This is a genomic window from Streptomyces hokutonensis (assembly GCF_000376565.1).
GTDB classification, from domain to species: Bacteria; Actinomycetota; Actinomycetes; order Streptomycetales; family Streptomycetaceae; genus Streptomyces; species Streptomyces hokutonensis.
In genome coordinates this window covers 74,158-100,113 of record NZ_BARG01000050.1, presented here as the reverse complement: position 1 = coordinate 100,113, position 25,956 = coordinate 74,158, and the positions used below count along the sequence as shown (strand labels likewise).

Annotated in this window: 22 protein-coding genes; all 22 read left to right on the top strand. The window is 70.6% G+C overall.

From position 1 onward, the window contains the following. The first annotated feature begins 329 nt into the window (after positions 1 to 329). The 22 genes from SSP08S_RS30810 to SSP08S_RS30705 all read left to right on the top strand — a co-directional run bounded on the left by SSP08S_RS30810 (position 330) and on the right by SSP08S_RS30705 (position 25,955). Positions 330 to 2,780, top strand: a complete 2,451-nt coding sequence (locus tag SSP08S_RS30810; RefSeq protein ID WP_019071508.1) for a Pls/PosA family non-ribosomal peptide synthetase — start codon at positions 330 to 332, stop codon at positions 2,778 to 2,780. A gap of 42 nt (positions 2,781 to 2,822) precedes the next feature. Beyond that, the gene (locus SSP08S_RS30805; protein WP_019071507.1) at positions 2,823 to 4,907 is read left to right on the top strand and encodes a non-ribosomal peptide synthetase; all 2,085 of its coding nucleotides are present in this window, start codon (positions 2,823 to 2,825) and stop codon (positions 4,905 to 4,907) included. A gap of 55 nt (positions 4,908 to 4,962) precedes the next feature. Beyond that, positions 4,963 to 5,967, top strand: a complete 1,005-nt coding sequence (locus tag SSP08S_RS30800) for a TauD/TfdA family dioxygenase (RefSeq protein ID WP_019071506.1) — start codon at positions 4,963 to 4,965, stop codon at positions 5,965 to 5,967. Further along, positions 5,964 to 6,995 (top strand): 2,3-diaminopropionate biosynthesis protein SbnB, encoded by a 1,032-nt coding sequence (gene sbnB / locus SSP08S_RS30795; RefSeq protein ID WP_019071505.1) that lies wholly within the window; start codon positions 5,964 to 5,966, stop codon positions 6,993 to 6,995. Before SSP08S_RS30800 ends, sbnB begins: the two co-directional genes overlap by 4 nt. A gap of 34 nt (positions 6,996 to 7,029) precedes the next feature. Next, positions 7,030 to 8,016, top strand: a complete 987-nt coding sequence (sbnA, locus tag SSP08S_RS30790; RefSeq protein WP_019071504.1) for a 2,3-diaminopropionate biosynthesis protein SbnA — start codon at positions 7,030 to 7,032, stop codon at positions 8,014 to 8,016. A gap of 69 nt (positions 8,017 to 8,085) precedes the next feature. Continuing rightward, positions 8,086 to 9,720 (top strand): acyl-CoA dehydrogenase family protein, encoded by a 1,635-nt coding sequence (locus SSP08S_RS30785; protein WP_019071503.1) that lies wholly within the window; start codon positions 8,086 to 8,088, stop codon positions 9,718 to 9,720. A 207-nt stretch (positions 9,721 to 9,927) separates the two neighbouring features. Further along, complete coding sequence (locus SSP08S_RS30780) at positions 9,928 to 11,217, top strand: GAF domain-containing protein (RefSeq protein WP_019071502.1); 1,290 nt, start codon at positions 9,928 to 9,930, stop codon at positions 11,215 to 11,217. A gap of 388 nt (positions 11,218 to 11,605) precedes the next feature. Next, positions 11,606 to 12,865, top strand: a complete 1,260-nt coding sequence (locus SSP08S_RS30775; RefSeq protein WP_019071501.1) for a hypothetical protein — start codon at positions 11,606 to 11,608, stop codon at positions 12,863 to 12,865. A gap of 45 nt (positions 12,866 to 12,910) precedes the next feature. Beyond that, positions 12,911 to 13,483 carry a GNAT family N-acetyltransferase gene (locus tag SSP08S_RS30770; protein ID WP_019071500.1) on the top strand — a complete coding sequence of 191 codons (573 nt, stop codon included), beginning with the start codon at positions 12,911 to 12,913 and terminating at the stop codon, positions 13,481 to 13,483. A 127-nt stretch (positions 13,484 to 13,610) separates the two neighbouring features. Next, positions 13,611 to 13,694: a putative leader peptide gene (locus tag SSP08S_RS64565; RefSeq protein ID WP_309500612.1), complete on the top strand. Its 84-nt coding sequence runs from the start codon at positions 13,611 to 13,613 to the stop codon at positions 13,692 to 13,694. A 127-nt stretch (positions 13,695 to 13,821) separates the two neighbouring features. Continuing rightward, on the top strand, positions 13,822 to 15,519 hold the full coding sequence (locus tag SSP08S_RS30765; RefSeq protein WP_019071499.1) for a nitrite/sulfite reductase: 1,698 nt from the start codon (positions 13,822 to 13,824) through the stop codon (positions 15,517 to 15,519). Further along, entirely contained in the window at positions 15,516 to 15,695 is a 180-nt protein-coding gene (locus SSP08S_RS30760; protein ID WP_019071498.1) for a hypothetical protein, read from the top strand. The genes SSP08S_RS30765 and SSP08S_RS30760 overlap by 4 nt, the downstream gene beginning before the upstream one ends. After that, entirely contained in the window at positions 15,692 to 16,402 is a 711-nt protein-coding gene (locus SSP08S_RS30755) for a phosphoadenylyl-sulfate reductase (protein ID WP_019071497.1), read from the top strand. Before SSP08S_RS30760 ends, SSP08S_RS30755 begins: the two co-directional genes overlap by 4 nt. 23 nt (positions 16,403 to 16,425) lie before the next feature. After that, entirely contained in the window at positions 16,426 to 16,962 is a 537-nt protein-coding gene (gene cysC, locus SSP08S_RS30750) for an adenylyl-sulfate kinase (protein ID WP_026178971.1), read from the top strand. Next, entirely contained in the window at positions 16,959 to 17,897 is a 939-nt protein-coding gene (gene cysD, locus SSP08S_RS30745; protein ID WP_019071495.1) for a sulfate adenylyltransferase subunit CysD, read from the top strand. Before cysC ends, cysD begins: the two co-directional genes overlap by 4 nt. A gap of 2 nt (positions 17,898 to 17,899) precedes the next feature. Then, positions 17,900 to 19,228 carry a sulfate adenylyltransferase subunit 1 gene (locus SSP08S_RS30740; protein ID WP_019071494.1) on the top strand — a complete coding sequence of 443 codons (1,329 nt, stop codon included), beginning with the start codon at positions 17,900 to 17,902 and terminating at the stop codon, positions 19,226 to 19,228. A 235-nt stretch (positions 19,229 to 19,463) separates the two neighbouring features. After that, positions 19,464 to 20,576, top strand: coding sequence for an aliphatic sulfonate ABC transporter substrate-binding protein (locus tag SSP08S_RS30730; RefSeq protein ID WP_019071492.1), 1,113 nt, complete (start codon positions 19,464 to 19,466; stop codon positions 20,574 to 20,576). 37 nt (positions 20,577 to 20,613) lie between these two features. After that, positions 20,614 to 21,396, top strand: a complete 783-nt coding sequence (locus tag SSP08S_RS30725; RefSeq protein ID WP_026178970.1) for an ABC transporter ATP-binding protein — start codon at positions 20,614 to 20,616, stop codon at positions 21,394 to 21,396. Beyond that, on the top strand, positions 21,383 to 22,294 hold the full coding sequence (locus tag SSP08S_RS30720) for an ABC transporter permease (protein WP_019071490.1): 912 nt from the start codon (positions 21,383 to 21,385) through the stop codon (positions 22,292 to 22,294). Before SSP08S_RS30725 ends, SSP08S_RS30720 begins: the two co-directional genes overlap by 14 nt. A 5-nt stretch (positions 22,295 to 22,299) precedes the next feature. Next, a complete protein-coding gene (locus tag SSP08S_RS30715) occupies positions 22,300 to 23,043 on the top strand; it encodes a sirohydrochlorin chelatase (RefSeq protein ID WP_019071489.1) in 744 nt (247 codons plus the stop codon). A 172-nt stretch (positions 23,044 to 23,215) separates the two neighbouring features. Continuing rightward, positions 23,216 to 23,593, top strand: coding sequence for a hypothetical protein (locus tag SSP08S_RS30710; RefSeq protein WP_158697227.1), 378 nt, complete (start codon positions 23,216 to 23,218; stop codon positions 23,591 to 23,593). A gap of 196 nt (positions 23,594 to 23,789) precedes the next feature. Beyond that, on the top strand, positions 23,790 to 25,955 hold the full coding sequence (locus SSP08S_RS30705) for a hypothetical protein (protein WP_019071487.1): 2,166 nt from the start codon (positions 23,790 to 23,792) through the stop codon (positions 25,953 to 25,955). The last annotated feature ends 1 nt before the right edge of the window (position 25,956 follow it).

Genomic DNA, 25,956 nt, shown 5'->3' with positions numbered 1-25,956 from the left:
GATTTTAATGGTTGTTTTGGAGAGCTTCCCGGTGAGGACTTCGTACGTCAATCCTGATTGACCTTGCCCGTACCCCGCAAAGTCGAAAAAGCGCCATTGCCCAGAACGGCCTTGACCCGTTCCGGAATGTCCAGAAATAATCCGGACTGCATTCGTTGCGCGCGTTGGGACGACGTCAGCGCACACGACTCGGGGGAAATCACATTGGGTCCATGACCGGGACCCCGTCCCAGAAATTCACTTTCACCCCACCCGTTTCGCGTGTGCCGTTTTCGTCTTTGGCGATTTTGGCAATTCAAAGACAATGATCAGCACCAAGGAGCCACGTGGTGGGAAAACCCGGCATCGGCACCGAGACCGTTCTCGCAGAGGTCCTGGCCGGTGTCGTACGCAAGGAAGCAATACCGCTCGACAGTCACTTCTTCGACGACCTGGGCGCCAACTCGCTGGTCATGGCGCACTTCTGCGCCCGGGTCAGGAAACGCGACGACCTGCCGTCGGTCTCGATGCGGGACGTCTACGGCAATCCGACGATCCGTAGTCTCGCGGCGGCACTCGCCGACACCGACGAGCCTTCCGCGCCGGCCGTCGCCGATCCTCCGCCGCCCGGCAGCACGGGCCGCTATCTGTTGTGCGGGTTGCTCCAGTTCCTCGTATTCGCGGTCTACTGCGCACTCGCCGGACTTGTCACCGGGCGCGGCTACGAATGGGTTTCCGGGGGTTCCGGAGTGGCGCAGGTCTATCTGCGTTCCGCGATATTCGGCGGCGCGGTGTTCATCGGTGTGTGCACGGTGCCGGTGGTGGCCAAGTGGGTACTCGTCGGCCGCTGGAAGGAGACCGAGTTCCCGGTCTGGAGCCTCGCCTATGTCCGGTTCTGGACGGTCAAGGCGCTGCTGCACGCCAACCCGATGATCCTGTTCGCCGGCAACCCGCTGTACGTCCTCTACCTGCGCGCCCTCGGCGCCAGGATCGGCAAGGGCGTCACGATCCTGTCCCACTCCGTCCCGGTCTGCACCGACCTCCTGACCGTCGGAGACGGAACGGTCATCCGCAAGGACTCCTTCTTCCTCTGCTACCAGGCGCACGCCGGCCGTATCCGCACCGGCCGGGTCACGCTCGGCAGCGGGGTGTACGTCGGCGAGAAGACGGTTCTCGACATCGGCACGGTCATGGGCGACGGCGCCCAACTCGGCCACTCCTCCGCCCTGTACGACGAGGCGCGGGTCCCGGCGGGCGGGCGGGCGCACGGCTCACCGGCGGTGGCCACGGACGTCGACTACGTCCGTATCCCGGCGGCGGACTGCTCCACGGCGCGTCGCTTCGGCTACGGCCTGGTCGCGCTCCTGCAGATGGTGCTGGTCTACGTCCCGCTCGCGCTCGGCGGCACCTACATGGTGCTGACGGTGGTGCCGGCCCTCGACCATTTGCTGGACCCGAACAAGAAGGACCTCAACTCGGCCCGCTTCTACGGCGAGGCACTGGGTCTGTCGCTGGTGGCGTTCGTCGCCTTCGTCGTGCTCGGCTTCGCCTCCGTGTCCCTGCTGCCGAGGCTGCTCAGGCCGCTGCTGCGCCCGGACCGGGTGTATCCGCTGTACGGCTTCCACTACTCGGTGCAGCGCGCGGTGGCCCGGCTGACCAACCTGAAGTTCTTCAAGTGGCTGTGCGGCGACAGCTCGTACATCGTCGGCTATCTGAAGGCCATCGGCTACGACCTCGGCGAGGTGGAGCAGACCGGCTCCAACTTCGGTACGGAGGTGCAGCACGAGACGCCGTATCTGGCCAGTGTGGGAAGCGGCACGATGGTCGCCGACGGTCTGTCGATCGTCAACGCGGACTTCTCCAGTACGTCGTTCCGGCTCTCGCACGCCTCGATCGGGCCGCGCAACTTCCTGGGCAACAACATCGCCTACCCCTCCGGGGGCCGCACCGGCGACAACTGTCTGCTCGCCACGAAGGTGATGGTGCCGCTCGACGGCGACGTCCGGGAGGGCGTGGGCCTGTTGGGCTCGCCGTGCTTCGAGATCCCGCGCTCGGTGGAGCGGGACAGCCGCTTCGACCATCTGCGCGAGGGCGACGAGCTGAAGCGCCGGCTGACCCTGAAGAACCGCGCCAACCTGCGCTCGATGGGCCTGTATCTGTTCCTGCGCTGGCTGCACTGGTTCGCGCTGACCGTGCTCGGCTTCGCCGCCGTCGACCTGTACGGGGGCGAGGGGATCGGCGGGGGGCTGCTGATCGGCGCGTCCCTGATGCTCGGGCTCGGCTTCACCGCCGGGTACTACGTGCTGGTGGAGCGCCTGGTCGGCGGATTCCGGCCGCTGGAGCCCAAGTTGTGCTCGATCTACGACCCGTACTTCTGGTGGCACGAGCGGCTGTGGAAGGTGCCGGACCACTACATCCAGGTGTTCAACGGGACGCCGTTCAAGAACCTGATCTGGCGGCTGCTGGGCGTGCGCATGGGCCGGCGGGTCTTCGACGACGGCGCCTACATCACCGAGCGCACACTCACCGCGATCGGCGACGACTGCACGCTGTCGGCGCACACCAAGGTGCAGTCCCACTCGCAGGAGGACGGCACGTTCAAGTCCGAGCTCATCACCATCGGCAACGGCTGCACCCTCGGGGTGGGTGCGCTCGTGCACTACGGGGTGTCGATGGGTGACGGGGCCGTACTCGCCGCCGACTCGTTCCTGATGAAGGGCGAGGAGATGCCCGCGCTGTCGCGGTGGGGCGGGAATCCGGCGGTGGCCCAGCGCGGCGCCGTCGTGCACATGACTCCCTGACGGCGCAGCCGCAGGGGGAAGGAAACAGGGGGGAAGAGAACGATGGAGATCATTCCGCGGTGGACGCTCGCTCCGGTGCCCGGTGTGGCGGAGTACGAAGTGTCCCTGCCCGAAGGGCTGTTGATCGAGCCCGCGGCTTTGAAGGCCGCCCATGCGACCGTGCTCGCCGCGCTCTCCGGGGAGAGCGTCGAGGAGGACCCGGCGCTGCAGGTGAGCGTCACGGGCCGCACGCTGCGGCTGCGGTACCGCACCGACGTCCTGGACGCCGAGGCCGCCGCCCGTATCACCGACTATCACGTCACGGTCCTGACCGATCCGAAGCGGACGAGCCTGCTGTCCGAGGCCGAAGTCCGTTTCCAGCTGGAGGAGTTGGCGGGCCCCCGGCGGGAACTGCCGGACCGGCGGGTGCACGAGCTGTTCGAGGACATGGTGGAGGTGTGCCCGGACGCGGTCGCCGCCGTCCAGGGCGACCGTGAGTGGACCTACCGGGAGCTCAACTCCCGGGCGAACCAACTGAGTCGGGCCATGCTGGCCCGCGGTCTGACCCGCGAGGGTGTGGTCGCCGTGGTGCTTGAGCGCAACCTGGACTGGATGGCCGCCGTACTGGCCGTGTTCAAGGCGGGCGGGGTCTATCTGCCCGTCGAGCCGCACTTCCCGGCCGACCGCGTGGCGCGGGTGCTCGACCGCGCCGGGTGCGAACTGGTGCTGACCGAGCACGGCAGCGACGGTTCCCTGGACGCGCCGGGCCGGGCGCTCTACGTCGGCGAGGCCTACGCCGAGGGACACGCGGACGGCGACCTCGGGATCGAGGTCTCGCCGGGTCAACTCGCCTACATCTACTTCACGTCGGGCTCCACGGGTGAGCCCAAGGGCGCGATGTGCGAGCACGCGGGGTTCCTCAACCACGTCTTCGCCAAGCTGGACGACCTGGGGATCGGGGCCGGGCAGGTGGTCGCGCAGACCGCTCCCCAGTGCTTCGACATCTCGCTGTGGCAGCTGGTCTGCGCGCCGCTCGTGGGCGGGCGGACGCTGCTGGTGGAGCAGGACGTGATCCTGGACGTGCCGCGGTTCGTCGACACGGTCGAGGCGGGGCGGGTCAATGTGCTCCAGGTCGTGCCGTCGTATCTGGAGGCCGTGCTGGCCGAGTTGGAGCGGCAGCCGCGCCAACTCCCCGACCTGCGCTGTGTGTCGGTCACCGGGGAGGCCGTGAAGAAGGAGCTCGTGGAGCGCTGGTTCACGGCGCGGCCCGGGGTGCGGCTGGTCAACGCCTATGGCCTGACCGAGACTTCGGACGACACCAACCACGAGGTGATGGACCGGGCGCCGGACGGGCCCCGGGTCCCGCTCGGCCGGCCGGTGGGCAATGTGCGGGTGTACGTCGTCGACGAGGACCTGGTGCCGGTGCCGCTGGGGGCGCCCGGCGAGATCGTGTTCTCCGGAGTGTGCGTGGGCCGGGGGTACGTCAACGATCCCGAGCGGACGGCGGCGGCCTTCACCGAGGACCCGTACCGGCCCGGTGAGCGGCTGTACCGCAGCGGCGACCACGGGCGCTGGCGTCCCGACGGCAAGCTGGAGTTCCTGGGGCGCCGGGACAGCCAGGTGAAGATCCGTGGCTTCCGCATCGAGATCGGCGAGATCGAGAACGCGCTGCTGCGGGTGGACGGGGTCAGGGACGGCGCGGTGGTCGTCGTACGCGGGACGCAGCTGGTGGCGTTCTGCACGGGTGCGCGGCCCGTCGAGGCCGACGCCGTGCGGGCACGGCTCGCCGAGTCGCTGCCCGCGTACATGGTGCCGTCGGTCGTGCACTGGCGGGCGTCGCTGCCGCTGACCGCCAACGGCAAGACGGACCGCCGGACGCTCACCGCGCTCGCCGGTGACCTGGACGCGGTCGGCGAGGGGCCCGGCACACCGGCCGAGCGCCGGCTGGCGGACGCCTGGGCGGTGGTGCTGGGCATCCCGGCCGACCGGATCGGCCGCCAGGACCACTTCTTCGACCGCGGCGGCACCTCGCTGGCCGCGGTGAAGCTGGCGGTCGCCCTCGACCGGGCGATCAGCCTCAAGGACGTCACCCGACACCCGGTCCTCGCGGACCTGGCCGGACTGCTGGAACCGCCGGTCTCCTCCTGAGACCCGCCGCACCCCCGGCCGAACGATCGACAGCACCACCGAAAGGAACACCGAGATGTCGCTCTCATCCGCGACCCTTCTCCACGCAGTGACCCTGAGCCCGGACGGTCCGCCGCTGCTGCACGCCGACGCCGGCGCGGACCCGGTCGGCTGGGCCGACCGGCACCGTACGGCGCTGCGGGCCGTCGTCGCCGAGCACGGCTGCGTCCTGGTCCGGGGGCTCGGCCTCGCCGACCCGGCCGGGGCCGAGACCGTCTTCCGGCGGCTGACCGACTCCCTGATGGCCGACCGGGAGCCGTTCGCGCCGCGCCGCACCTACGCGGAGGGCGTGTACTCCGCCACCAAGTGGCCGACCGACCAGCCCATGTGTCTGCACCACGAGTCGAGCTACGCGCTGGACTTCCCCGGACTGCTGCTCTTCGCCTGCCTCGACGCGCCGACCGAGGGCGGCGCGACCCCGGTCGCCGACGCCGAGGCCGTCCTGACCTCGCTGCCCAGCACGCTGGTGGACCGCTTCGAGCGGGAGGGCTGGCTGCTGACCCGCACGTACCACGAGGAGATCGGGGCGTCGGTCGCCGAGGCCTTCGGCACCGAGGACCGCAGTGTCGTGGAGCGCTACTGCCGGGCCCAGGGCATCGACTTCGCCTGGCAGTCCGACGGTTCGCTGCACACCCGGCAGCACCGCGCCGCCGTGCTCCGCCATCCGGTCACCGGCCGCCGCTGCTGGTTCAACCAGATCGCGTTCCTGAACGAGTGGACGATGGAGCCCGAGGTCCGCGAGTACCTGATCGACGTCTACGGCGCCGACGCGCTGCCCTTCAACACCCGCTTCGGGAACGGCGATCCGGTCGACGCGGACATCGTGTCGGCCATCAACGGGGCCTACGACGCACACGTCCGGCGCACACCGTGGCGCTCCGGGGATCTGCTGCTGGTGGACAACATCCGTACCGCGCACGGCCGGGATCCCTTCGAGGGCCCGCGCGAGGTGCTCGCCGGACTCGGCGACCCGGTACGGCTCACGGACTGCGCGCCGACGGGAGGGGTGCGGGCGGCATGAGCGAACTCGACATTCCCTCCTTCGCGGTCGTCAGCGGCGAACAGGTCCAACAGGCCCTCGCCGGGCGGGAGTCGGAGATCGGCGAGCTGGTGGAGGCCACCTACCGGCTGCACGGCGCGGGCGACTCCGTGAACCCGCCGTCGTACTTCCTGCGCTTCCCGGACCGCCCCTCGTCCCGCATCATCGCGCTGCCCGCGTCGCTGGGCGGGCCGCTGCGGGTGGACGGCCTGAAGTGGATCTCCAGCTTCCCGGGGAACACCGGCTCGGGGCTGCCCAGGGCCTCGGCGGTGCTGATCCTCAACGACCCCGACACCGGTTATCCGTACGCCTGCCTGGAGAGTTCGGTGATCAGCGCGACGCGTACGGCGAGTTCGGCGGCGCTCGCGGCCGAGAAACTCAGCCAGGGGCGGACGCGTCCGCTGCGGGTCGGGTTCGTCGGGACCGGTCTGATCGCCCGCTACATCCACACCCATCTCCGGGCCACCGGCTGGGAGTTCGAGGAGACGGGCGTGTACGACCTGTCCGCGGACAGCGCGGAGGGGTTCCGGGGGTATCTGGAGCGGTCGGGCGCCCAGGGCCGGATCACCGTACACGACAAGGCCGAAGGCCTCGTCCGCTCCAGCGACCTGCTCGTCTTCGCGACCATCGCCGGCTCGCCGCACATCCACGACCCGGCCTGGTTCGACCACCATCCGCTGGTCCTGCACGTGTCGTTGCGGGATCTCGACCCGGCGATCCTGCTCGCCTCCGCGAACTTCGTGGACGACGTCGAGCACTGTCTCAAAGCCGACACCTCACCGCATCTGGCCGAACAGGCCACCGGGGGCCGGGAGTTCATCGACGGCACGCTGGACGACGTGCTGACCGGGCGGGTGAGCGTACCGGCGGACCGCACGGTGGTGTTCTCGCCCTTCGGCCTGGGGGTGCTGGACCTCGCGGTCGGCAGGTTCGTCCACGACGAAGTGGCTCGACGGGGCGAACTGCGCGTCGTCGACGGGTTCTTCCACGAGCTGCGCCGGTACGGCTGACGGCGATCGTGGCGCACCACAAGGGGGGAAATACATGGCTGTGATCTCCGATCCCTCGGAGTTCAACGAGGACGAGTTGTACGTCGATCTGCGGGCCTCACTGGGGCTGCCGCTCTACCTGAAATGCGAGGGGTTCAACTTCGCCGGCTCGATCAAACTGAAGGCCGCCACCGAGATGGTGGACGCCGCCGAGCGGGACGGCGTCCTGCGGCCCGGCTCGGTGCTGGTCGAGTCGTCGTCCGGGAACCTGGGGGTGGCCCTGAGCGTGATCGCGGCGAGCCGCGGCTACGGGTTCCTGTGTGTGACCGACAGACGGTGCAACCTGCCGACGGTGCGGCTGATGGAGACGCTGGGCAGCCGGGTGCACATCATCGACCAGCCGGACGGGCACGGCGGTTTCCTGGGGGCCCGGATCGCGTACGTGCGGGCGCTGTGCGCCTCGGACGAGCGGTACGTATGGCTCAACCAGTACACCAACCAAGGGAATTGGCGGGCGCACTACCGCACCACGGCACCCGCCATCGCCCGCCGGTTCCCGCAGCTGGACGTGCTGTTCGTGGGGGCCGGCACCACCGGGACCCTGATGGGCTGCGCGCGCTGGTTCTGGCAGTGGCGGCGCCGGGTGCGGATCGTCGCCGTGGACGCCGTCGGCTCGGTCACCTTCGGCGGGGAGGCGGGACCCCGGATGATCCCGGGGCTCGGCACCAGCGTGGGCTCGCCCTTCCTCGACGAGTCGTACGTCGACGACGTGATCCATGTCGAGGAGACGGACACCGTCCAGACCTGCCGCCGGCTGGCCGCGCGGGGCTTCCTGTTCGGCGGGTCCACCGGCACGGTCGTCAGCGGGGCGGGACAGTGGCTCGCCCGGAACGGCTGGCCGGACCGACGGCACGGCCCGACCGCCGTGGCGATCGCCCCTGACCTGGGCGAACGCTATCTGGACACCGTGTACCGCACGGGCTGGCTCGAGGAGGAGGCAGCGGGGACCGAGATACTGGCGGCCATGTCCCAGTCGGCCTGACGGCGGCGGCGGTGGCCGTTTCACCGCGGAGATCCGGACCACCGCCGTCCGCACGGGTAGGTTCCAGCCATGGCACGCAGCACCCACACCGTGACGAACCAGCCTCCCCCACTGGTCGGGTACGACGTCTTCGGCGCCGACCGCGTCCTGACCTCGGCGGTCGAGCGGCACACGCCGCCCGGACTCCGCACCGAGGTACGGGACGACCTCTCCGCCCTGGGCCGCGCCGCCGGCTCGGCCCAGGTGCAGGAGTGGGGTGCGCAGGCCAACGCCAACCCCCCGGGCCTGCGCACCCACGACCGTTTCGGCAACCGGATCGACGAGGTCGAGTTCCATCCGGCCTGGCACCGGCTGCTCGGCAAGGGCGTGGCGGCGGGACTGACCAACGCCTGGCACCGCCCGGCCGGACATGTCAGGCGGGCCGCCGGATTCCTGGTCTGGACACAGGTCGAGGCCGGCAACGGCTGCCCCCTGTCGATGACCCACGCGGCGGTGCCCGCCCTGCGCGCCGACCCCGCGCTCGCCGCCGAGTGGGAGCCCCGGCTGACGTCCATGGTCTACGACCGTGAGCTGCGGCCCGCCCACCTCAAGGCCGGGGCGGTCTTCGGGATGGGCATGACGGAGAAGCAGGGCGGCAGCGACGTCCGCGCCAACACGACGGCCGCGACACCGCTCGCCGAGGACGGGACGTACGGGCTGACCGGCCACAAGTGGTTCTGCTCGGCGCCCATGTCCGACGGTTTCCTGGTGCTGGCGCAGGCGCCCGGCGGGCTCACCTGCTTCCTCGTGCCCCGGGTGCTGGCGGACGGCACCCGCAACGTGTTCCTCCTCCAGCGGCTCAAGGACAAGCTGGGCAACCGGTCGAACGCCTCCGCCGAGGTCGAGTTCGACGGGACCTGGGCGCGCCGGGTCGGGGACGAGGGGGACGGGGTGCGGACCATCATCGGGATGGTCGCGGCGACCCGGCTCGACTGTGTGCTCGGCTCGGCCGGTCTGATGCGGCAGGCCGTCGCGCAGGCCGTCCACCACACCAGTCACCGTGAGGCGTTCGGCGGCAGGCTCCTCGACAAGCCGCTGATGCGCAATGTGCTGGCCGACCTCGCCCTGGAGTCGGAGGCGGCGACCACGCTCGGGCTCAGACTCGCCGCCGCCTACGACGACGGCGGTGAACAGGAGCTGGCGTTCCTGCGGTTGGCGGTGCCGGCCGCCAAGTACTGGGTGACCAAACGCTGTTCGACGGTCGCGGTCGAGGCCGCCGAGTGCCTGGGTGGCAACGGATACGTGGAGGAGTCCGGACTCCCGCGCCTGGTACGGGAGTCACCGCTCAACTCGGTCTGGGAGGGCGCCGGGAACATCCAGGCCCTCGACGTACTGCGGGCGTTGCAGCGCGAGCCGCAGGCGCTGAACGCCTTCCTCGTCGAGGTCGGCCGGGTGCGCGGCGCCGATCACCGGCTGGACGGCGCGATGAAGAACCTGCTCGTCGAACTCGCCGACCTGGACGGCATCGAGGGCCGCGCCCGGCGCCTGGTCGAGCGGATCGCCCTCGTACTCCAGGGTGCGCTGTTGGTCCAGTACGCGCCGCCCGAGGTCGCCGACGCGTTCTGCGCGTCCCGGCTGGGCGGCGACTGGGGCGCCACCTTCGGGACCCTGCCGCCGAGCCTGGACCTGACGTCGATCGTGGAACGCGCCCGGCCGACGGCCTGAACGAGCAAGGGCACAACGCGAGGGTGGTGCTGCGCCGACACGGCACCACCCTCGCAGCGTGGGACAAGTTTCAGACACCGTACGGCCGTTCACCAGGGTTGCAGAGGGTTGCAACTTGGTGGCCACTGTGTCCGGAGTGTCTCCCTCCGTCACCGCGGGGCGGCACTATGAGAACAACAGTCGATACGGGACCGGAGAGAAGGACCCATGGTGAACCCGCCGGGCGCCCCGACACAGCACGCCACCGCCGACGCGGCCCGGACGGCACGGATGCTCGGCGACGCCCGGCACGGCACGCTCTCCGGACAGCGCGCCCGCACCCCTCCGCGCCCGGTGATCGAGGAGTCCTGGGAGCGCGCGTTACGCGGCGGGACCCACCCCGACCACGATCTGCGCACCGGGCTGCTCTCCCGCGAGGAGGTCGAACGGCGGCGCGGCACAAGCCCGTTGCGGCACGTCCTGCCGGTGCTGCGGGAGGGCCTGGTGTCGGTCGCGGACGCCGCCCACCACATCGTGCTGATCGCGGACGACGAGGGCCGCGCGCTGTGGCGCGAGGGCAGCGCGGCCGTGCTGCGCAAGGCCGACGAGGTCGGCATCGAGGTCGGCACGGACTGGCGCGAGGACGTCATCGGCCCGAACGGCGTGGGCACCCCGGCGGTCGTCCGGCGGCCCGTGCAGGTCTTCGCCGCCGAGCATCTCTCGCGCGCGCTGGCAGCGTTCACCTGCGCGGGAGCCCCGATCACCGACCCCCGGGACGGCCGGCTGATCGGTGTCGTCGATGTCAGCGGTCCGCTGGAGACCCTGCATCCGGCGACCCTCGCCTGGGTCGACTCGGTGGCGAAACTCGCCGAGGCGCGGCTGCGCGAACTGCACATGACCTCGCTGGAGCGGCTGCGCGCGGTGGCGGCGCCGATCCTGCCCCGGCTGGCCGGCCAGGCCCTGGTGGTGGACCGGGACGGCTGGACCGCCGCGGTGACCGGAATGCCGTACGTGAAGCGGATCGCGTTGCCCAAGTCGCCCTCGGCGGGCCGTCGTTGGCTGCCCTCGCTCGGGCTGTGCTCGCTGGAGCCGCTGGCCGGGGGCTGGTTGGTGCGCGTCGCCGACGAACCGGGGCCGCGCGCCGCCACCCGGATCGTCCTCGACCTCGCGCTGCCGCGCCGCTGGTCGGTGACGGTGTCCGGCTGCGCGGGCTCCTGGACCCATGAACTCAGCCCCCGGCACGCCGAGTTGCTCTACCTCCTGGCCCTGCACCGCACCGGCCGCAGCGCGGCGGGCCTGGCCGAGGACATGTTCGGCGACCCGGGCCGCACGGTGACGGTACGCGCCGAGATGTCACGGGTACGGCGCTATCTCGGGGCGTTCCTGGAGCACCGGCCGTACCGCTTCTGCGAGGACGCGGAGGTCGAGGTGGTGCTCCCGGACGACCCGCGGGAGTTGCTGCCGTACTCGACGGCACCGGCGGTGGTCAGGGGGCGCAGGCCGGTCCCGGCGCCGTAGGGCCTGTCCGGCGGATCATGCCGCAGACGCGGGGCTCGGCACGCCCATCTGCGGCGTTGTCGTCGGTTGCCGACTCCCCCAGTCCCGGCTCCGCGACCGGGGACCCCCATCGCGTCGGCGCCCTCCTCCGCCTTGCAGCTGCACGCGCCAAGCCCCGCTCACCGGTTCTGATCACTCGCCGTTTCCTTCCTGCGACTTGATCCGCCGGACAGGCCCTGGCGGACAGGTGGCGCAAAAGACACGTCGAGCGGCATCTTCCGCATAATTGCAGGGTCTTGCCCATGGGGCGGCCTTGACTGCCGTAGCATCCCTCTACGGGCCACCCCACCTGCTCCCTGGTCAACGCACGGATCACCAGGCGCAGTTGGCTCGCTCCGGGAGGACACTTATGGGTGCACGTGGGCGACATCGCCGGCGCAAGCGGGGCAGGGCGCTGCGTGCGGCGCTGGCCGGGGCCGCGCTCGGCCTGACCGCCGCCGCGACGATGATCAGTGCCTCGCAGGCGACGGTGAGTTCCGATCCCGGGGCGCTGAAGCCGCTCACCTCGGCTTCCGAGCTGGGGAAGCTGGAGCTGCGGGAGAGACTGGAGCCGCAGCGGTCGCTGGACCGGCTGGCCTCCGCGATGGGACGTCCGGTGGGCGTCGACACCGTGCTGAAGAGCGCCGACCACACACTCCGCGACGCCGCCGACTGCACCACGGACGAGAAGGCGGCGCTGCCCGTCGAACCGGCGGCGACCCGCGCGTACTGCTGGGACAGCGGCGACGCGGCCGACCCGGCGTGGACCCCGCGCTCGGTGACGACCTCGGGCGACGCCGACGAGGACGGCTGGTGGGGCTCGAACCGCGTGATCCTCTCCGGCTGGAGCGCGAACAGCCGCGGCCTGGCCAAGGTCGCCTTCGTGAACGCCGGCGACCCCGCGAATCTCACCTACACCTGGGCCCTCCTCGCGGTACCGACCGACGGCGGGCGCGACTACCGCGGGCTCGTCTCCAAGGTCTCCGGCATGGTCTGGTACCAGGACAAGCTCCTGGTCACCACCAGCGGCGGGAACCGCGACGCTTTGTACGTGTACGACATGAACCGCATCCAGCGCGCCACGGTGACGGCCTCCGCGGTCGGCCGGGTGCGCGAGGGCTGGTCGGCCGCCGGGTACCGGTACGTACTGCCGGCGATCGGGTCGTACCGGCTGACCGGTGGCAGCTCCGCCACCGGGCCCGTAGGTCTCTCGCTGGACCGCGGCACGGTTCCGGACAGCCTGGTCGCGAGCGGCGGGAAGCTGCTGTGGCGCTATCCCTTCAGCCTCGATCCGGCGCGGCCGGGGCTGCTCGCCACGGACTCGGCGGGGCGCGCGGTGCCCGAGGAGGCGTACGCGACGAAGGTTCCCGGCGTCGGGGGCGTGCTCGCGAGCGGCGCCTCCTGGTACCTGGGCGGCGCGGCCGGGGAGCAGAGCGGACACGGCTCGCTGTGGCGGCAGGACGCGAAGGACGCGCAGGCCACCGAGTGCGGGGCCGACGAGACGCATCAGTGCTGGAGCGCGGGGACCGGCTCCCTCTCCTACTGGCAGGAAACGGGCGAGGTCTGGTCGGTGTCCGGCCGGATGCTGTTCGCTCTGCCGCTGACCTCGATCGACCGCTCCCTCGATTGATCCACTGATCGACAGATCCCCCGGCCGGATGATTCCCTGACGGGCATGACGAACACCCCCGTGACCACCTGGTCCCTGGAGCAGACCGACCCGCGCGACCTCCTCCCGGCCATCGCGCCGGACGGAGACGTGCGGATCGTCCGCGCCGAGGTGCCCTCCCCCGAGCTCAGCCGCTTTCTGTACGCGTCCGTGGGCGGGGACATCCTCTGGATCGACCGGCTCGGCTGGACGTTCGCACAGTGGCAGGAGCACCTGGACCGGCCGGGCACGGAGACCTGGGTCGTGTACGACCGGGGCACTCCCGCCGGCTACACAGAACTGGCCGCGCACGAGGACGGCGTCGTCGAGATCGCCTACTTCGGACTGATCCCCGCCTTCCGCGGCCGACGCCTCGGCGGCCACCTCCTCTCCTACGGCACCGCCCGCGCCTGGGACCTCGCGGACCGCTGGCCGGGACGGGCGCCCACCCGGCGGGTCTGGGTGCATACCTGCAGCCTGGACGGGGTGCACGCGATGGACAACTACCAGCGCCGGGGCTTCAAGCTCTTCGACACCCAGGTCGAGGAGGTGGCGCTGGTGACCACGCCGGGCCCGTGGCCGGGGGCCTACCCGGTCTGACCTGCGCCGACAAGACCGCGCGCACGTCATGTGACTGACGACACCCTCGTCTCACATATCGAGACCAGGGTGTCCGCATGACGGACGAAGCTGGACTGTGTCCAGATCGCCGTGACACGCTTCCGTCATGTCTGGAACTGGGATTGCCTTGGTGAGTCGGCGGCACGTCGACCTCGGCCGCATGTCCAGCGCCATCTGTCCGGCGGGCTAGCCGAGCCGCAACCCCCCGGATTTCCCGTATCTGCCCCACCCTGCGCAAAGACGCGCACGTATGCCCGCATGCGCCCGTACGCGCAGGTCAGAGCCGATCACCCGCCTGTCCCGGAGGACGTAGAACCATGGCCGCCACCCCCGAGAACCCTGCATCCGCAGCGCCCCGCCGCAAGGTGAGCCGTCACCGCGGTGAGGGTCAGTGGGCCGCCGGACACTTCACTCCGCTCAACGGCAACGAGCAGTTCAAGAAGGACGACGACGGTCTCAATGTGCGGACACGCATTGAGACGATCTACTCCAAGCGCGGCTTCGACTCCATCGACCCGAACGACCTGCGCGGCCGTATGCGCTGGTGGGGGCTGTACACCCAGCGCAAGCCCGGGATCGACGGCGGCAAGACGGCGATCCTGGAGCCGGAGGAGCTGGACGACAAGTACTTCATGCTGCGCGTCCGCATCGACGGCGGCCGGCTGACCACGGACCAGCTGCGGGTGATCGGCGAGATCTCGCAGGAGTTCGCGCGCGGCACGGCCGACCTCACCGACCGGCAGAACGTGCAGTACCACTGGATCCGCATCGAGGACGTGCCCGAGATCTGGAACCGCCTGGAGGCGGTCGGTCTCTCCACTACCGAGGCCTGCGGCGACACGCCCCGCACCATCCTCGGCTCCCCGGTCGCCGGTATCGCCGAGGACGAGATCATCGACGGCACCTCGGCCATCGACGAGATCCACCGCCTGTACATCGGCACCAAGGAATTCTCCAACCTCCCGCGCAAGTTCAAGACGGCGATCTCAGGATCCCCGCTCCTGGACGTCGCGCACGAGATCAACGACATCGCGTTCGTCGGCGTCAACCACCCCGAGCACGGCCCCGGTTTCGACCTGTGGGTCGGCGGCGGTCTGTCCACCAACCCGAAGATCGGCGTCCGGCTCGGCGCCTGGGTCCCGCTGGACGAGGTCCCGGACGTCTGGGCCGGCGTGATCGGCATCTTCCGCGACTACGGCTACCGGCGGCTGCGCACCCGCGCCCGCCTGAAGTTCCTCGTCGCCGACTGGGGCCAGGAGAAGTTCCGCCAGGTCCTGGAGGACGAGTACCTCAAGCGCAAGCTCGTCGACGGCCCCGCCCCCGCGCAGCCCGTCCAGCGCTGGCGCGACCACGTCGGCGTCCACCGCCAGCAGGACGGCCTCTTCTACGTCGGTTTCGCGCCGCGTGTCGGCCGTGTCGACGGCACCACGCTCACGAAGATCGCCGAGCTGGCGCAGGCGCACGGCTCGGGCCGGCTGCGTACGACCGTCGAGCAGAAGATGATCGTGCTCGACGTCGAGGAGAGCCGGATCGACTCGCTGGTGGAGGGCCTGGAGGCGCTGGGCCTCACCGCGAAGCCCTCCCCGTTCCGGCGCGGCACCATGGCCTGCACCGGCATCGAGTACTGCAAGCTCGCGATCGTCGAGACCAAGCAGCGCGGCATCACGCTCATCGACGAACTGGAGCGCCGCATCCCGGAGTTCGACGAGCCGATCACCATCAACATCAACGGCTGCCCGAACGCCTGCGCCCGTATCCAGGTCGCGGACATCGGTCTCAAGGGCCAGTTGGTCCTCAACGACAAGGGCGAGCAGGTCGAGGGCTTCCAGGTGCACCTCGGCGGCGCCCTCGGTCTGGAGGCCGGCTTCGGCCGCAAGGTCCGTGGCCTGAAGGTCACTTCGGAGGAGCTGCCCGACTACGTCGAGCGGGTCCTCACCCGGTTCCAGCAGGAGCGCGAGGACGGCGAGCGCTTCGCCACCTGGGCCACGCGCGCCAGCGAGGAGTCGCTGTCGTGAGCGAGCGCGCCGCCCCCTTCTACTGCCCCTACTGCGGCGACGAGGACCTGCGTCCCAACGAGCAGGGCCATGGCGCATGGGAATGCGCGGCATGCAATCGGGCCTTTCAGCTGAAGTTCCTCGGGCTCCTCGCCCGGGGTCTGACGCAGACCGACGCAGGGGGAGAACAGAAATGACGACGACTCAGAAGGCGCGCCCCACCGACGACTTGAAAGCCCTCGCCGAGCAGGCGGGCCGCGACCTGGAGGACGCCTCCGCGCTGGAGATCCTCCAGTGGGCGGTGCAGACCTTCGGCAAGCAGTTCTGCGTGACCTCCTCGATGGAGGACGCGGTGGTCGCCCACCTCGCCTCCCGCGCGATGCCCGGCGTCGACGTGGTGTTCCTCGACACCGGCTACCACTTCCCCGAGACCATCGGCACCCGTGACGCGGTCGAGGCCGTGATGGACGTCAACGTCATCACGCTCACCCCGCGCCAGACCGTCGCCGAGCAGGACGCCGAGTACGGCCCCAAGCTGCACGACCGCGACCCGGACCTGTGCTGCAAGCTGCGCAAGGTCCAGCCGCTGGAGCAGGGCCTCACCAAGTACGCGGCCTGGGCGACCGGACTGCGCCGCGACGAGTCCCCGACCCGGGCGAACACCCCGGTCGTCGGCTGGGACGAGAAGCGCCGGAAGGTCAAGATCTCCCCCATCGCCCGCTGGACCCAGGACGACGTGGACGCGTATGTGGCCGAGCACGGCGTCCTCACCAACCCGTTGCTGATGGACGGCTACGCGTCCGTCGGCTGCGCGCCCTGCACCCGCCGGGTCCTCGCGGGCGAGGACGCGCGCGCCGGCCGCTGGGCGGGGCGCGGGAAGACCGAGTGCGGGCTGCACGAATGACCATCACCGAGAAGGAGTTGCACGTGACGACCGGAGCCACCGTCTGGCTCACGGGTCTGCCGAGTGCCGGCAAGACCACCATCGCGTACGAGCTGGCCGGCCGGCTGCGCGAGGAGGGCCACCTCGTCGAGGTGCTCGACGGCGACGAGATCCGCGAGTTCATCTCGGCGGGCCTCGGTTTCAGCCGCGAGGACCGGCACACGAACGTGCAGCGCATCGGCTTCCTCGCCGAGCTGCTCGCCCGCAACGGCGTCAAGGCGCTCGTCCCGGTCATCGCGCCGTACACCGACAGCCGCGAGGCCGTCCGCAAGCGGCACCAGGAGAGCGGTGCCGCGTACATCGAGGTGCATGTGGCGACCCCGGTCGACGTGTGCTCCGCACGCGATGTGAAGGGTCTCTACGCCAAGCAGGCCGCCGGTGAACTGACCGGGCTCACCGGGGTCGACGACCCGTACGAGGAGCCCGAGTCGCCGGATCTGCGGATCGAGTCGCAGCACCAGACCGTGCAGGAGTCGGCAGCGGCACTCCACGCGCTGCTCACCGAGAGGGGACTGGCATGACGGCGACCGTCGCCAAGACCGACGAGGGTACGGACACGCCGTACGCCCTCTCGCACCTGGACGCTCTGGAGTCCGAGGCGGTGCACATCTTCCGTGAGGTGGCGGGTGAGTTCGAGCGGCCGGTGATTCTCTTCTCCGGCGGCAAGGACTCGATCGTCATGCTGCATCTGGCGCTGAAGGCGTTCGCTCCGGCGCCGGTTCCTTTCTCGCTGCTCCATGTGGACACGGGACACAACTTCCCCGAGGTGCTTGAGTACCGGGACCGCACGGTCGAGAAGCACGGGCTGCGGTTGCATGTGGCCTCCGTACAGGACTACATCGACCGCGGTGTGCTGCGCGAACGGCCCGACGGGACCCGCAACCCGCTCCAGACCCTGCCGCTGACCGAGAAGATCCAGGCCGAGAAGTTCGACGCGGTCTTCGGCGGCGGGCGCAGGGACGAGGAGAAGGCACGGGCGAAGGAGCGGGTGTTCTCGCTGCGGGACGAGTTCTCTCAGTGGGACCCCCGGCGCCAGCGGCCCGAGCTGTGGAACCTCTACAACGGGCGGCACGCGGCCGGCGAGCACGTCCGGGTGTTCCCGCTGTCCAACTGGACCGAGCTGGACGTCTGGCAGTACATCGCCCGCGAGGGCATCGAGCTTCCGCAGATCTACTTCGCGCACGAGCGTGAGGTCTTCAACCGGGGCGGCATGTGGCTGACCGCCGGTGAGTGGGGCGGGCCGAAGGCGGACGAGACCGTGGAGAAGCGGCTCATCCGGTACCGGACCGTCGGTGACATGTCGTGCACCGGTGCCGTGGACTCGGACGCGGTGACGCTGGAGCAGGTCATCACCGAGATCGCGGCCTCCCGGCTGACCGAGCGGGGCGCCACGCGTGCCGACGACAAGCTGTCCGAGGCCGCGATGGAAGACCGCAAGCGCGAGGGGTACTTCTAACCATGAGCACCATCACGGAACTCACCGAAACGACCCTCCTGCGGTTCGCGACGGCCGGTTCGGTCGACGACGGCAAGTCCACGCTCGTAGGACGGCTGTTGCACGACTCCAAGTCGGTCCTCACCGACCAACTGGAGGCAGTGCAGCGGGTTTCGGCCGATCGCGGGCAGGACGCGCCCGACCTCGCGCTGCTCACCGACGGCCTGCGCGCCGAACGCGAACAGGGCATCACCATCGACGTGGCGTACCGGTACTTCGCCACGCCCCGGCGCCGGTTCATCCTCGCCGACACGCCCGGCCACGTGCAGTACACCCGCAACATGGTGACGGGTGCCTCCACGGCCGAGCTGACGGTGATCCTCGTCGACGCCCGCAACGGTGTCGTCGAGCAGACCCGGCGGCACGCGGCGATCGCCGCGCTGCTGCGGGTGCCGCACGTGGTGCTCGCGGTCAACAAGATGGACCTCGTCGAGTACAAGGAGTCCGTGTTCGCGGCGATCGCCGAGGAGTTCACGGCGTACGCGAGCGAGCTGGGCGTCCCGGAGATCACCGCGATCCCGATCTCGGCGCTGGCCGGGGACAACGTGGTGGAGCCGTCCGCGCACATGGACTGGTACGGCGGGCCCACGTTCCTGGAGCACCTGGAGTCGGTACCGGTCGCCCACGACCTGAGCCACTGCCACGCGCGGCTGCCCGTGCAGTACGTGATCCGGCCGCAGAGCGCCGACCTGCCGGACTACCGGGGGTACGCGGGCCAGATCGCGGCCGGTACGTTCCGGGTGGGCGAGGCGGTGACCGTGCTGCCGTCCGGGCGGGCCACGAGGATCTCCGGCATCGACCTGCTCGGCAAGCCGGTCAACACCGCGTGGACCACGCAGTCGGTGACCGTCCTCCTCGAGGACGACATCGACATCTCGCGCGGCGACCTGATCGTGCCCAGCAAGGACGCCCCGGCGACCACGCAGGACATCGAGGCGACCGTCTGCCATGTCGCGGACCAGCCGCTGACCGTGGGCCACCGGGTCCTCCTGAAGCACGGCACCCGCACGGTCAAGGCGATCGTGAAGGACATCCCGTCCCGCCTCACACTCGACGACCTGTCCCTGCACCCGCACCCGGGACAGCTCGTCGCCAACGACATCGGCCGCGTGAAGATCCGCACCGCGGAGCCGCTGCCGGTGGACTCGTACGCGGACTCGCGCCGTACCGGATCGTTCATCCTGATCGACCCGGCGGACGGCACCACGCTGACCGCCGGCATGGTCGGCGAGTCGTTCGCGGCACCGGAGCCCGTCAAGGACGGTACGGACGACGACGGTTGGGACTTCTGACATGACGTCCAGGGACTTCTACTCCACGTTCGCGAAGGAGGGCGGCCGCGTCGGCAGCGGCGCCCTCGGCAGCGGGCAGGGCGGAGTGGCGCGATGTGCGGGCTGACGTACGCGCACTGCCTGCGCGCCCCGTCCCCCCACCCGCCGTCCCGGACGCGACGAAAACGAAGACCTGCCGACCTCCCGGCCACGAACTGAGACCGTGACCGCCGGGCCAACGAGAGGAACACCTCCCGTGCCTGCCAACCGCTCAACACTTCTGCGCCGCGGCATAGCCGTGGTCGCCGCGCTCCCCCTGCTCACCCTCGCCGCCTGCGGCTACGGGTCGGACTCCAAGGACACCAACTCCAAGGAGAAGGTCGCCGCCGGGTCCTCCAAGATCGACGGTCTCGCCTCCGTGAAGATCGGCTACTTCGGCAACCTGACCCACGGGACCGCGCTCGTCGGCCGTGAGCAGGGTCTGTTCCAGAAGGAACTGGGCGCCACCAAGGCCGAGTACGCGACCTTCAACGCCGGACCGTCCGAGATCGAGGCGCTCAACTCGAACTCCATCGACATCGGCTGGATCGGCCCCTCCCCGGCGATCAACGGCTACACCAAGTCCAACGGCAAGAGCCTGAAGATCATCGGCGGTTCGGCGTCCGGCGGGGTGAAGCTGGTCGTCAACCCGAAGAAGATCAAGTCCCTGAAGGACGTCAAGGGCAAGAAGATCGCGACGCCCCAGCTGGGCAACACGCAGGACGTGGCGTTCCTCAACTGGATCGCGGACCAGGGCTGGAAGGTCGACGCGCAGAGCGGCAAGGGTGACGTCACCGTCGTCCGCACCGACAACAAGATCACCCCGGACGCCTTCAAGGCCGGTTCGATCGACGGCGCGTGGGTGCCGGAGCCGACCGCGTCGAAGCTGGTCGCCGAGGGCGGCAAGGTACTGCTCGACGAGTCGACGCTGTGGCCCGACAAGAAGTTCGTGATCACGAACATCATCGTCCGGCAGAGCTTCCTCAAGGAGCACCCGAAGGTCGTCGAGGCGGTCCTGAAGGGCTCGGTCGCGGCCAACAAGTGGATCAACGCCAACCCGACCGAGGCGAAGGCCGCGGCGAACAAGCAGCTGGAGGCCGACTCCGGCAAGGCGCTTCCCGCCAACGTCCTGGACCCGGCGTGGAGTTCGATCCAGTTCACCAACGACCCGCTGGCCGCCACCCTCAACACCGAGGCGGAGCACGCGGTGAAGGCGGGTCTGCTGGCGAAGCCCGACCTGAGCGGCATCTACGACCTGACGCTCCTCAACAAGGTCCTCAAGGCGGACGGCGACAGCACCGTCGACGCCGCCGGCCTCGGCACGAGCTGATCGGAGGAGCCCGATGACTTCCCAGGAGGTGACGACCATGGCCACGACCCTCGCCAAGGAGACCACCGCGGCGGTCGAGTACGCGGCACGCCTTGAGCATGTCTCGAAGTCCTTCGCGACGCCGGGTGGGCAGCAGCTCGTCCTGGACGACATCACCATCGATGTCGCTCCCGGCGAGTTCGTCACCCTCCTGGGGGCCTCGGGCTGCGGCAAGTCCACCCTGCTGAACCTGGTGGCGGGCCTCGACAGGCCCTCCACCGGGTCCATCACCACGGACGGCCGTCCGGCGCTGATGTTCCAGGAGCACGCCCTGTTCCCCTGGCTCACGGCCGGCAAGAACATCGAACTCGCCCTGAAACTCAGGGGAGTTCCGAAGGACCAGCGGCGCGGCCGGACCGAGGAACTGCTCGAACTGGTCCGGCTTCAGGGCTCGTACGGCAAGCGGGTGCACGAGCTGTCCGGCGGTATGCGCCAGCGCGTCGCCATGGCCCGCGCGCTCGCCCAGGAGAGCCGCATCCTGCTGATGGACGAGCCGTTCGCGGCGCTGGACGCCATCACGCGGGACGTCCTGCACGACGAACTGACCCGTATCTGGGGTGAGACGGGGCTCTCCGTCCTCTTCGTCACGCACAACGTGCGGGAGGCGGTACGGCTCGCCCAGCGGGTGATCCTGCTGTCCTCCCGGCCCGGCCGGATCGCCCGCGAGTGGACGGTCGACATTCCGCAGCCGCGCCGTATCGAGGACGCGCCCGTGGCCGAACTGTCCCTTGAGATCACCGATGTACTGCGTGGGGAGATCCGCCGTCATGGCCAGCAGTGAGACGAGGACGACGGAGTCGACCGGGGAGTCGGCGGCCGGCACCCTCGGCCAGATCGTCTCCGTGGAGGCCGGTCTGGACGCCCTGGACCTGGTCGTCACCAGCCGTCCGACCTTCCGGCAGACGTTCGTCAACAAGATCTTCCCGCCGATCGTCGCGCTCGCCGTGGTGATGGTCGTCTGGGTGATCCTGACCCCGATCGTCGACGACCCGAGCAAGCTGCCCTCGCCGAGCGCCGTGGGCGGGGAGTTCAAGGACGCCTGGCTGAAGGGCGATCTGCTCGGCTACATCTGGACCAGCGTCTCGCGCGGTCTGCTGGGCTTCTTCTTCGCCCTGCTGATCGGCACCCCGCTGGGCCTGGTCGTGGCCCGGGTGAAGTTCGTGCGCGCGGCGATCGGCCCGATCCTGTCCGGCCTCCAGTCGCTGCCTTCGGTGGCGTGGGTGCCGCCGGCCGTGATCTGGCTGGGTCTGAACAACTCGATGATGTACACGGTGATCCTGCTCGGCGCGGTCCCCTCGATCGCCAACGGCCTGGTGTCCGGCGTCGACCAGGTGCCGCCGCTGTTCCTGCGGGCGGGCCGCACGATGGGCGCGACCGGCGTCAAGGGCATCTGGCACGTCACGCTGCCCGCCGCGCTCCCCGGGTATGTGGCGGGCCTGAAGCAGGGCTGGGCGTTCTCGTGGCGCTCCCTGATGGCCGCGGAGATCATCGCGAACTTCCCCGATCTCGGCGTGGGGCTGGGCCAGTTGCTGGAGAACGGCCGGACCGCCAGCGACATGGCGATGGTGTTCGAGGCGATCGTCCTGATCCTGTTCGTCGGTATCGCCATCGATCTGCTGCTCTTCAGCCCGGTGGAGCGCTGGGTGCTGCGCAGCCGGGGTCTGCTGGTGAAGAGCTGACGCCCATGCATGAAAGGCCCGTTCTCCTCGTCGTCGCCCACGGCAGCCGCGATCCGCGGCACGCCGCGACCGTCCACGCCCTCGTCCGGCGGGTACGGTCGCGGCGGCCCGGGCTGCGCGTGGAGGTCGGCTTCCTGGACTTCAACGCCCCTTCCGTGCAAGGGGTGTTGGAGTCCCTGTCGGCGGAGGGCGTGCGGGACGTCGTCGCCCTGCCCCTTCTCCTGACCCGAGCGTTCCACGCGAAGGCGGACATCCCCGCGGTCCTCGCGGGCGCACCGCCACGGCTCAGGATCCGGCAGGCGGAGGTACTGGGACCGTCGCCGCTGCTCCTCTCCGCCCTCGAACGACGGCTCCACGAGGCCGGGTTGACGCCTGCCGACAAGTCCTCGACGGGGATCGTGCTGGCCTCGGCGGGGTCGACCGACCCGGAGGCGATCGCGGTGATCGCGGACATCGCGCGACAGTGGCGGCGCACCGGCTGGTGCGCGGTACGGCCCGCGTTCGCCTCCGCCGCCCTTCCCCGCACCCAGGACGCGGTACGCGAGTTGCGCGCCCTGGGCATCCGCCGGGTGGCTGTCGCCCCGTACGTCATCGCACCCGGCCGGCTCCCGGACCGCATCGCGGCGGGCGCGGCCGAGGCGGACGCGGACGTGCTGGCGGACGTCCTCGGCCCCGCTCCGGAACTGGCCGCCCTGCTGCTGGACCGCTATGCGGCGGCGGCACGGGACCGGCATCCGGCCATGGTCTGACGGTTCCGCCGACCGGCCAGAATTTACCTTCCCTTTAGCAATCTCCTTTACCTCAACTCCTCCTCAATTACCTTGTCGTGGACCTGATTTGCGCGAGATGATCAGTGTGCACGACCAAACGGGAGGAATGAATTCAGTGCGTCTGAAGACCATCGCAACAACAGTCGTCGCCATGACGGCCCTCATCTCGACGGCCTCGCCCGCCCTGGCCGCCACGAGCAGCACGACGGCCGCCGCCAAGGCGTTGAAGACGCAGAAGTGCGACAAGAACCACGATGTGTGGGTCTGCATCACGTACCGCAAGAAGGGCAACGCGGGCGCCAGGACGAACCAGTTCGTCGCCTCGGTCAGGAACTGGACGAACAGCACCTACAGCGCCCGGCTGACGGTCACCAACCAGAGGACCTGGCACAACGACAAGTACCCGACGGTCAAGCCGAACCAGTACGTCGAGGTGACCAAGAAGACGACGAAGAACGGCCACGCCTGCGCGGCCCTCTACGTCCCCCCGGGGGCCCTGGCCCCCGCCTGGATGGCCTGCATCAACTGACGTGGGCGACGGGAGCCGACCCGGCTCCGCACACCCCGGCGAGGGGGACCGCGACCCGGTCCCCCTCGCCGGGGCCTTTCCGCGAGCCGCACGCACAGGGCTGCCCCGACCTGCCCGGATTCGCGAAAAAGGGTCCCCCTTGGGCCCCGGATCTGCTGGGATAGTTCCTCGCGGAGCTAGCGGGGGAGCAGTACACGTGAAGGGTCGGGACTTCGGGCATCACTTGGGGCTGCCCCGGGCGCTGTCCGGCCTGCCGCTGAGCCCGCTCGTCGCGTCCTACGGCGAGCTCGTCGCCGCCCAACACGCGGCCGGCTTACGGCACTTGGGCGAGGTCCTGGTGCCGACGGGCGTCGGCGGGCTGGGTGTCCTCGACGGGTTGTACGTGCCCTCCGGCGGGCGCGGTCGCCGTCGGGTGGACCTCCCGTTCCTGGAGGACCTCGCCCGCGCCCCCGATCCGGGCGCCCACCTCGCCCAGCTGCTGGCCGAGGTGTACCGGCACGATCCACAGGCGCCGCGCCGGGTCGTGCTGTACCAGCTGATCGGGCTGCTGCAGGACCAGCCTGTGAAGGAACGCCCGCGCGCGGCCGCCCAGTTGGGGGTGTGCGCCGACGAGGTCGCCGGGCTGGTGGCGGCGGCCCGGCTGCGGCCCCGCCTCGACAAACGTGAACGGCAGGCCGCCGAGTCCCTCGCCGGGGCCCGGGACCGCCACCGGCTGCACCGCGTCCGCACCCTGCTGGAACGGCTGCCGGCGGGCACCGACGACCCGGCTCTGCGGTCCCTGCGCGCCGAGTCGGCCGCGCGGTTCGCGGTGGTCGACGAGGCGTTGCTCGCGGCGCGGCGGGCCGAGGAGGCGCGGGACGCGGAAGCGGCGGGCGCGGAGTATCTGCGGGCGCTGCGTGAAGTCGCCGACGACCGGCGGGCGTTGCGCGGACTGGTGCGGGTGGGCCGGCCCCGGCGTGGTGAGCGGGCGGCACTGGACGCCGAACTCGGCCTGGATCACGTGCGGTTGACCTGGGACGAGTCGGGCGCCGACGACGGCTGGCGGCTGGTGTGTCTGCACCGCGACGACCAGGGGGCGCCGACCGTGCGGGAGGTCTCCGCGCACGACGACGCCCTCGTGCTCGGGAGCACGGTCCGCTACGCCGCCCTGCCTCTGTCCGGCGGACTCGTGGACGGTCCGCCGCTCGTGTCGCACCAGGTGCTGCTCGCCCCGGAGGTCGGCGAACTCACCCTGACGGACGGCCCGGAGCGCATCGACGGCACCTGGAAGAGACCGCCCGGCGCCGCCGACGTCACGGTCGAGCTCACCGGACCGGACGGCACCGTCGAGCAACTGGGCGCCCGCGAGGGCGGGTTCACCGCGAAGGGCCTGCCGGCCGGCACCCACACCCTCCGCGTCGTCTGCCACTACCGGACCCCCGGCGGACAGCCGGTCACCTCCCCCGGGGTCCGCGCCACCCGCACCGTCCACCCCTGGCCCGCCCCGGTCCGTACCCTCACCGCCCGCCCCGAGGGCGGCGCCGTACGGTTCGCCTGGACCGGCGCCGAGGACGCGGACGTCCGGCTGGTGGAGTGGCCCGGCGAGGCCCCGGCCCCCGGCGCCGAACTGCGCACCCGGGACGTGCCGGCCGAACTCCGCTGGCCCGCACGGGACGGCGCGCTGTGTCCACCGCCCGGCCGGTGTCTCCGGGTCGCCGCCGTGGCCGTACTCGGGGAGCGCGCGCTCGCCGGTCCCACGGTCGAGGTCGAGGTGCTCCGCCCGGTGACCGGGCTCGACGCCCGCCGGCTGCCGGGCGGGGAGGCTGAGGTCACCCTGGACTGGCCCGACGACACCGGTCATCTCAGGGTGAGTTGGGACACCGGCGAGCGGAGTGTCACCGCGCACGCCTACCGGCGCGGTGGGCTGCGGCTGTCCGTGGGCCCGGGGGCCGTACGGATCCGGGCCGCCGCCGTGCCGCAGGCGCCCGGAGCAGTCGTCGTGGCACCGGACCCGGCCGAGACACTGCTGCCGCCGGACACCGCCGTCGGCTATCAACTGGTGCGCCCGCCACGCCGGTTGCTCGGCCGGGGCCGTCCCCTGCTGCGGGTCACCCTGTCGGCGCCGGAGGACGGTGAGCAGCGCGAGGCCCCCGAGTTCGTGTGTGTCGCGCGCAGCGGCACGCTCCGGCCCCGGAGCGCGGCCGACGGCACGACCCTGGTGCGGATCCCCGGCACCGACCTGCTCCGACTCGGCACGGTGGAGCGGGAGTTGCCCGCCGCGCCCTGCCCGGCGCCGTACACGCTGCGCGGCTTTCTGCTGGGCGAGCACGCGGCCTCGGTACGACTCGAAGAACCGTCCCCCGCGACCCTGGTGGTGCGCTGAG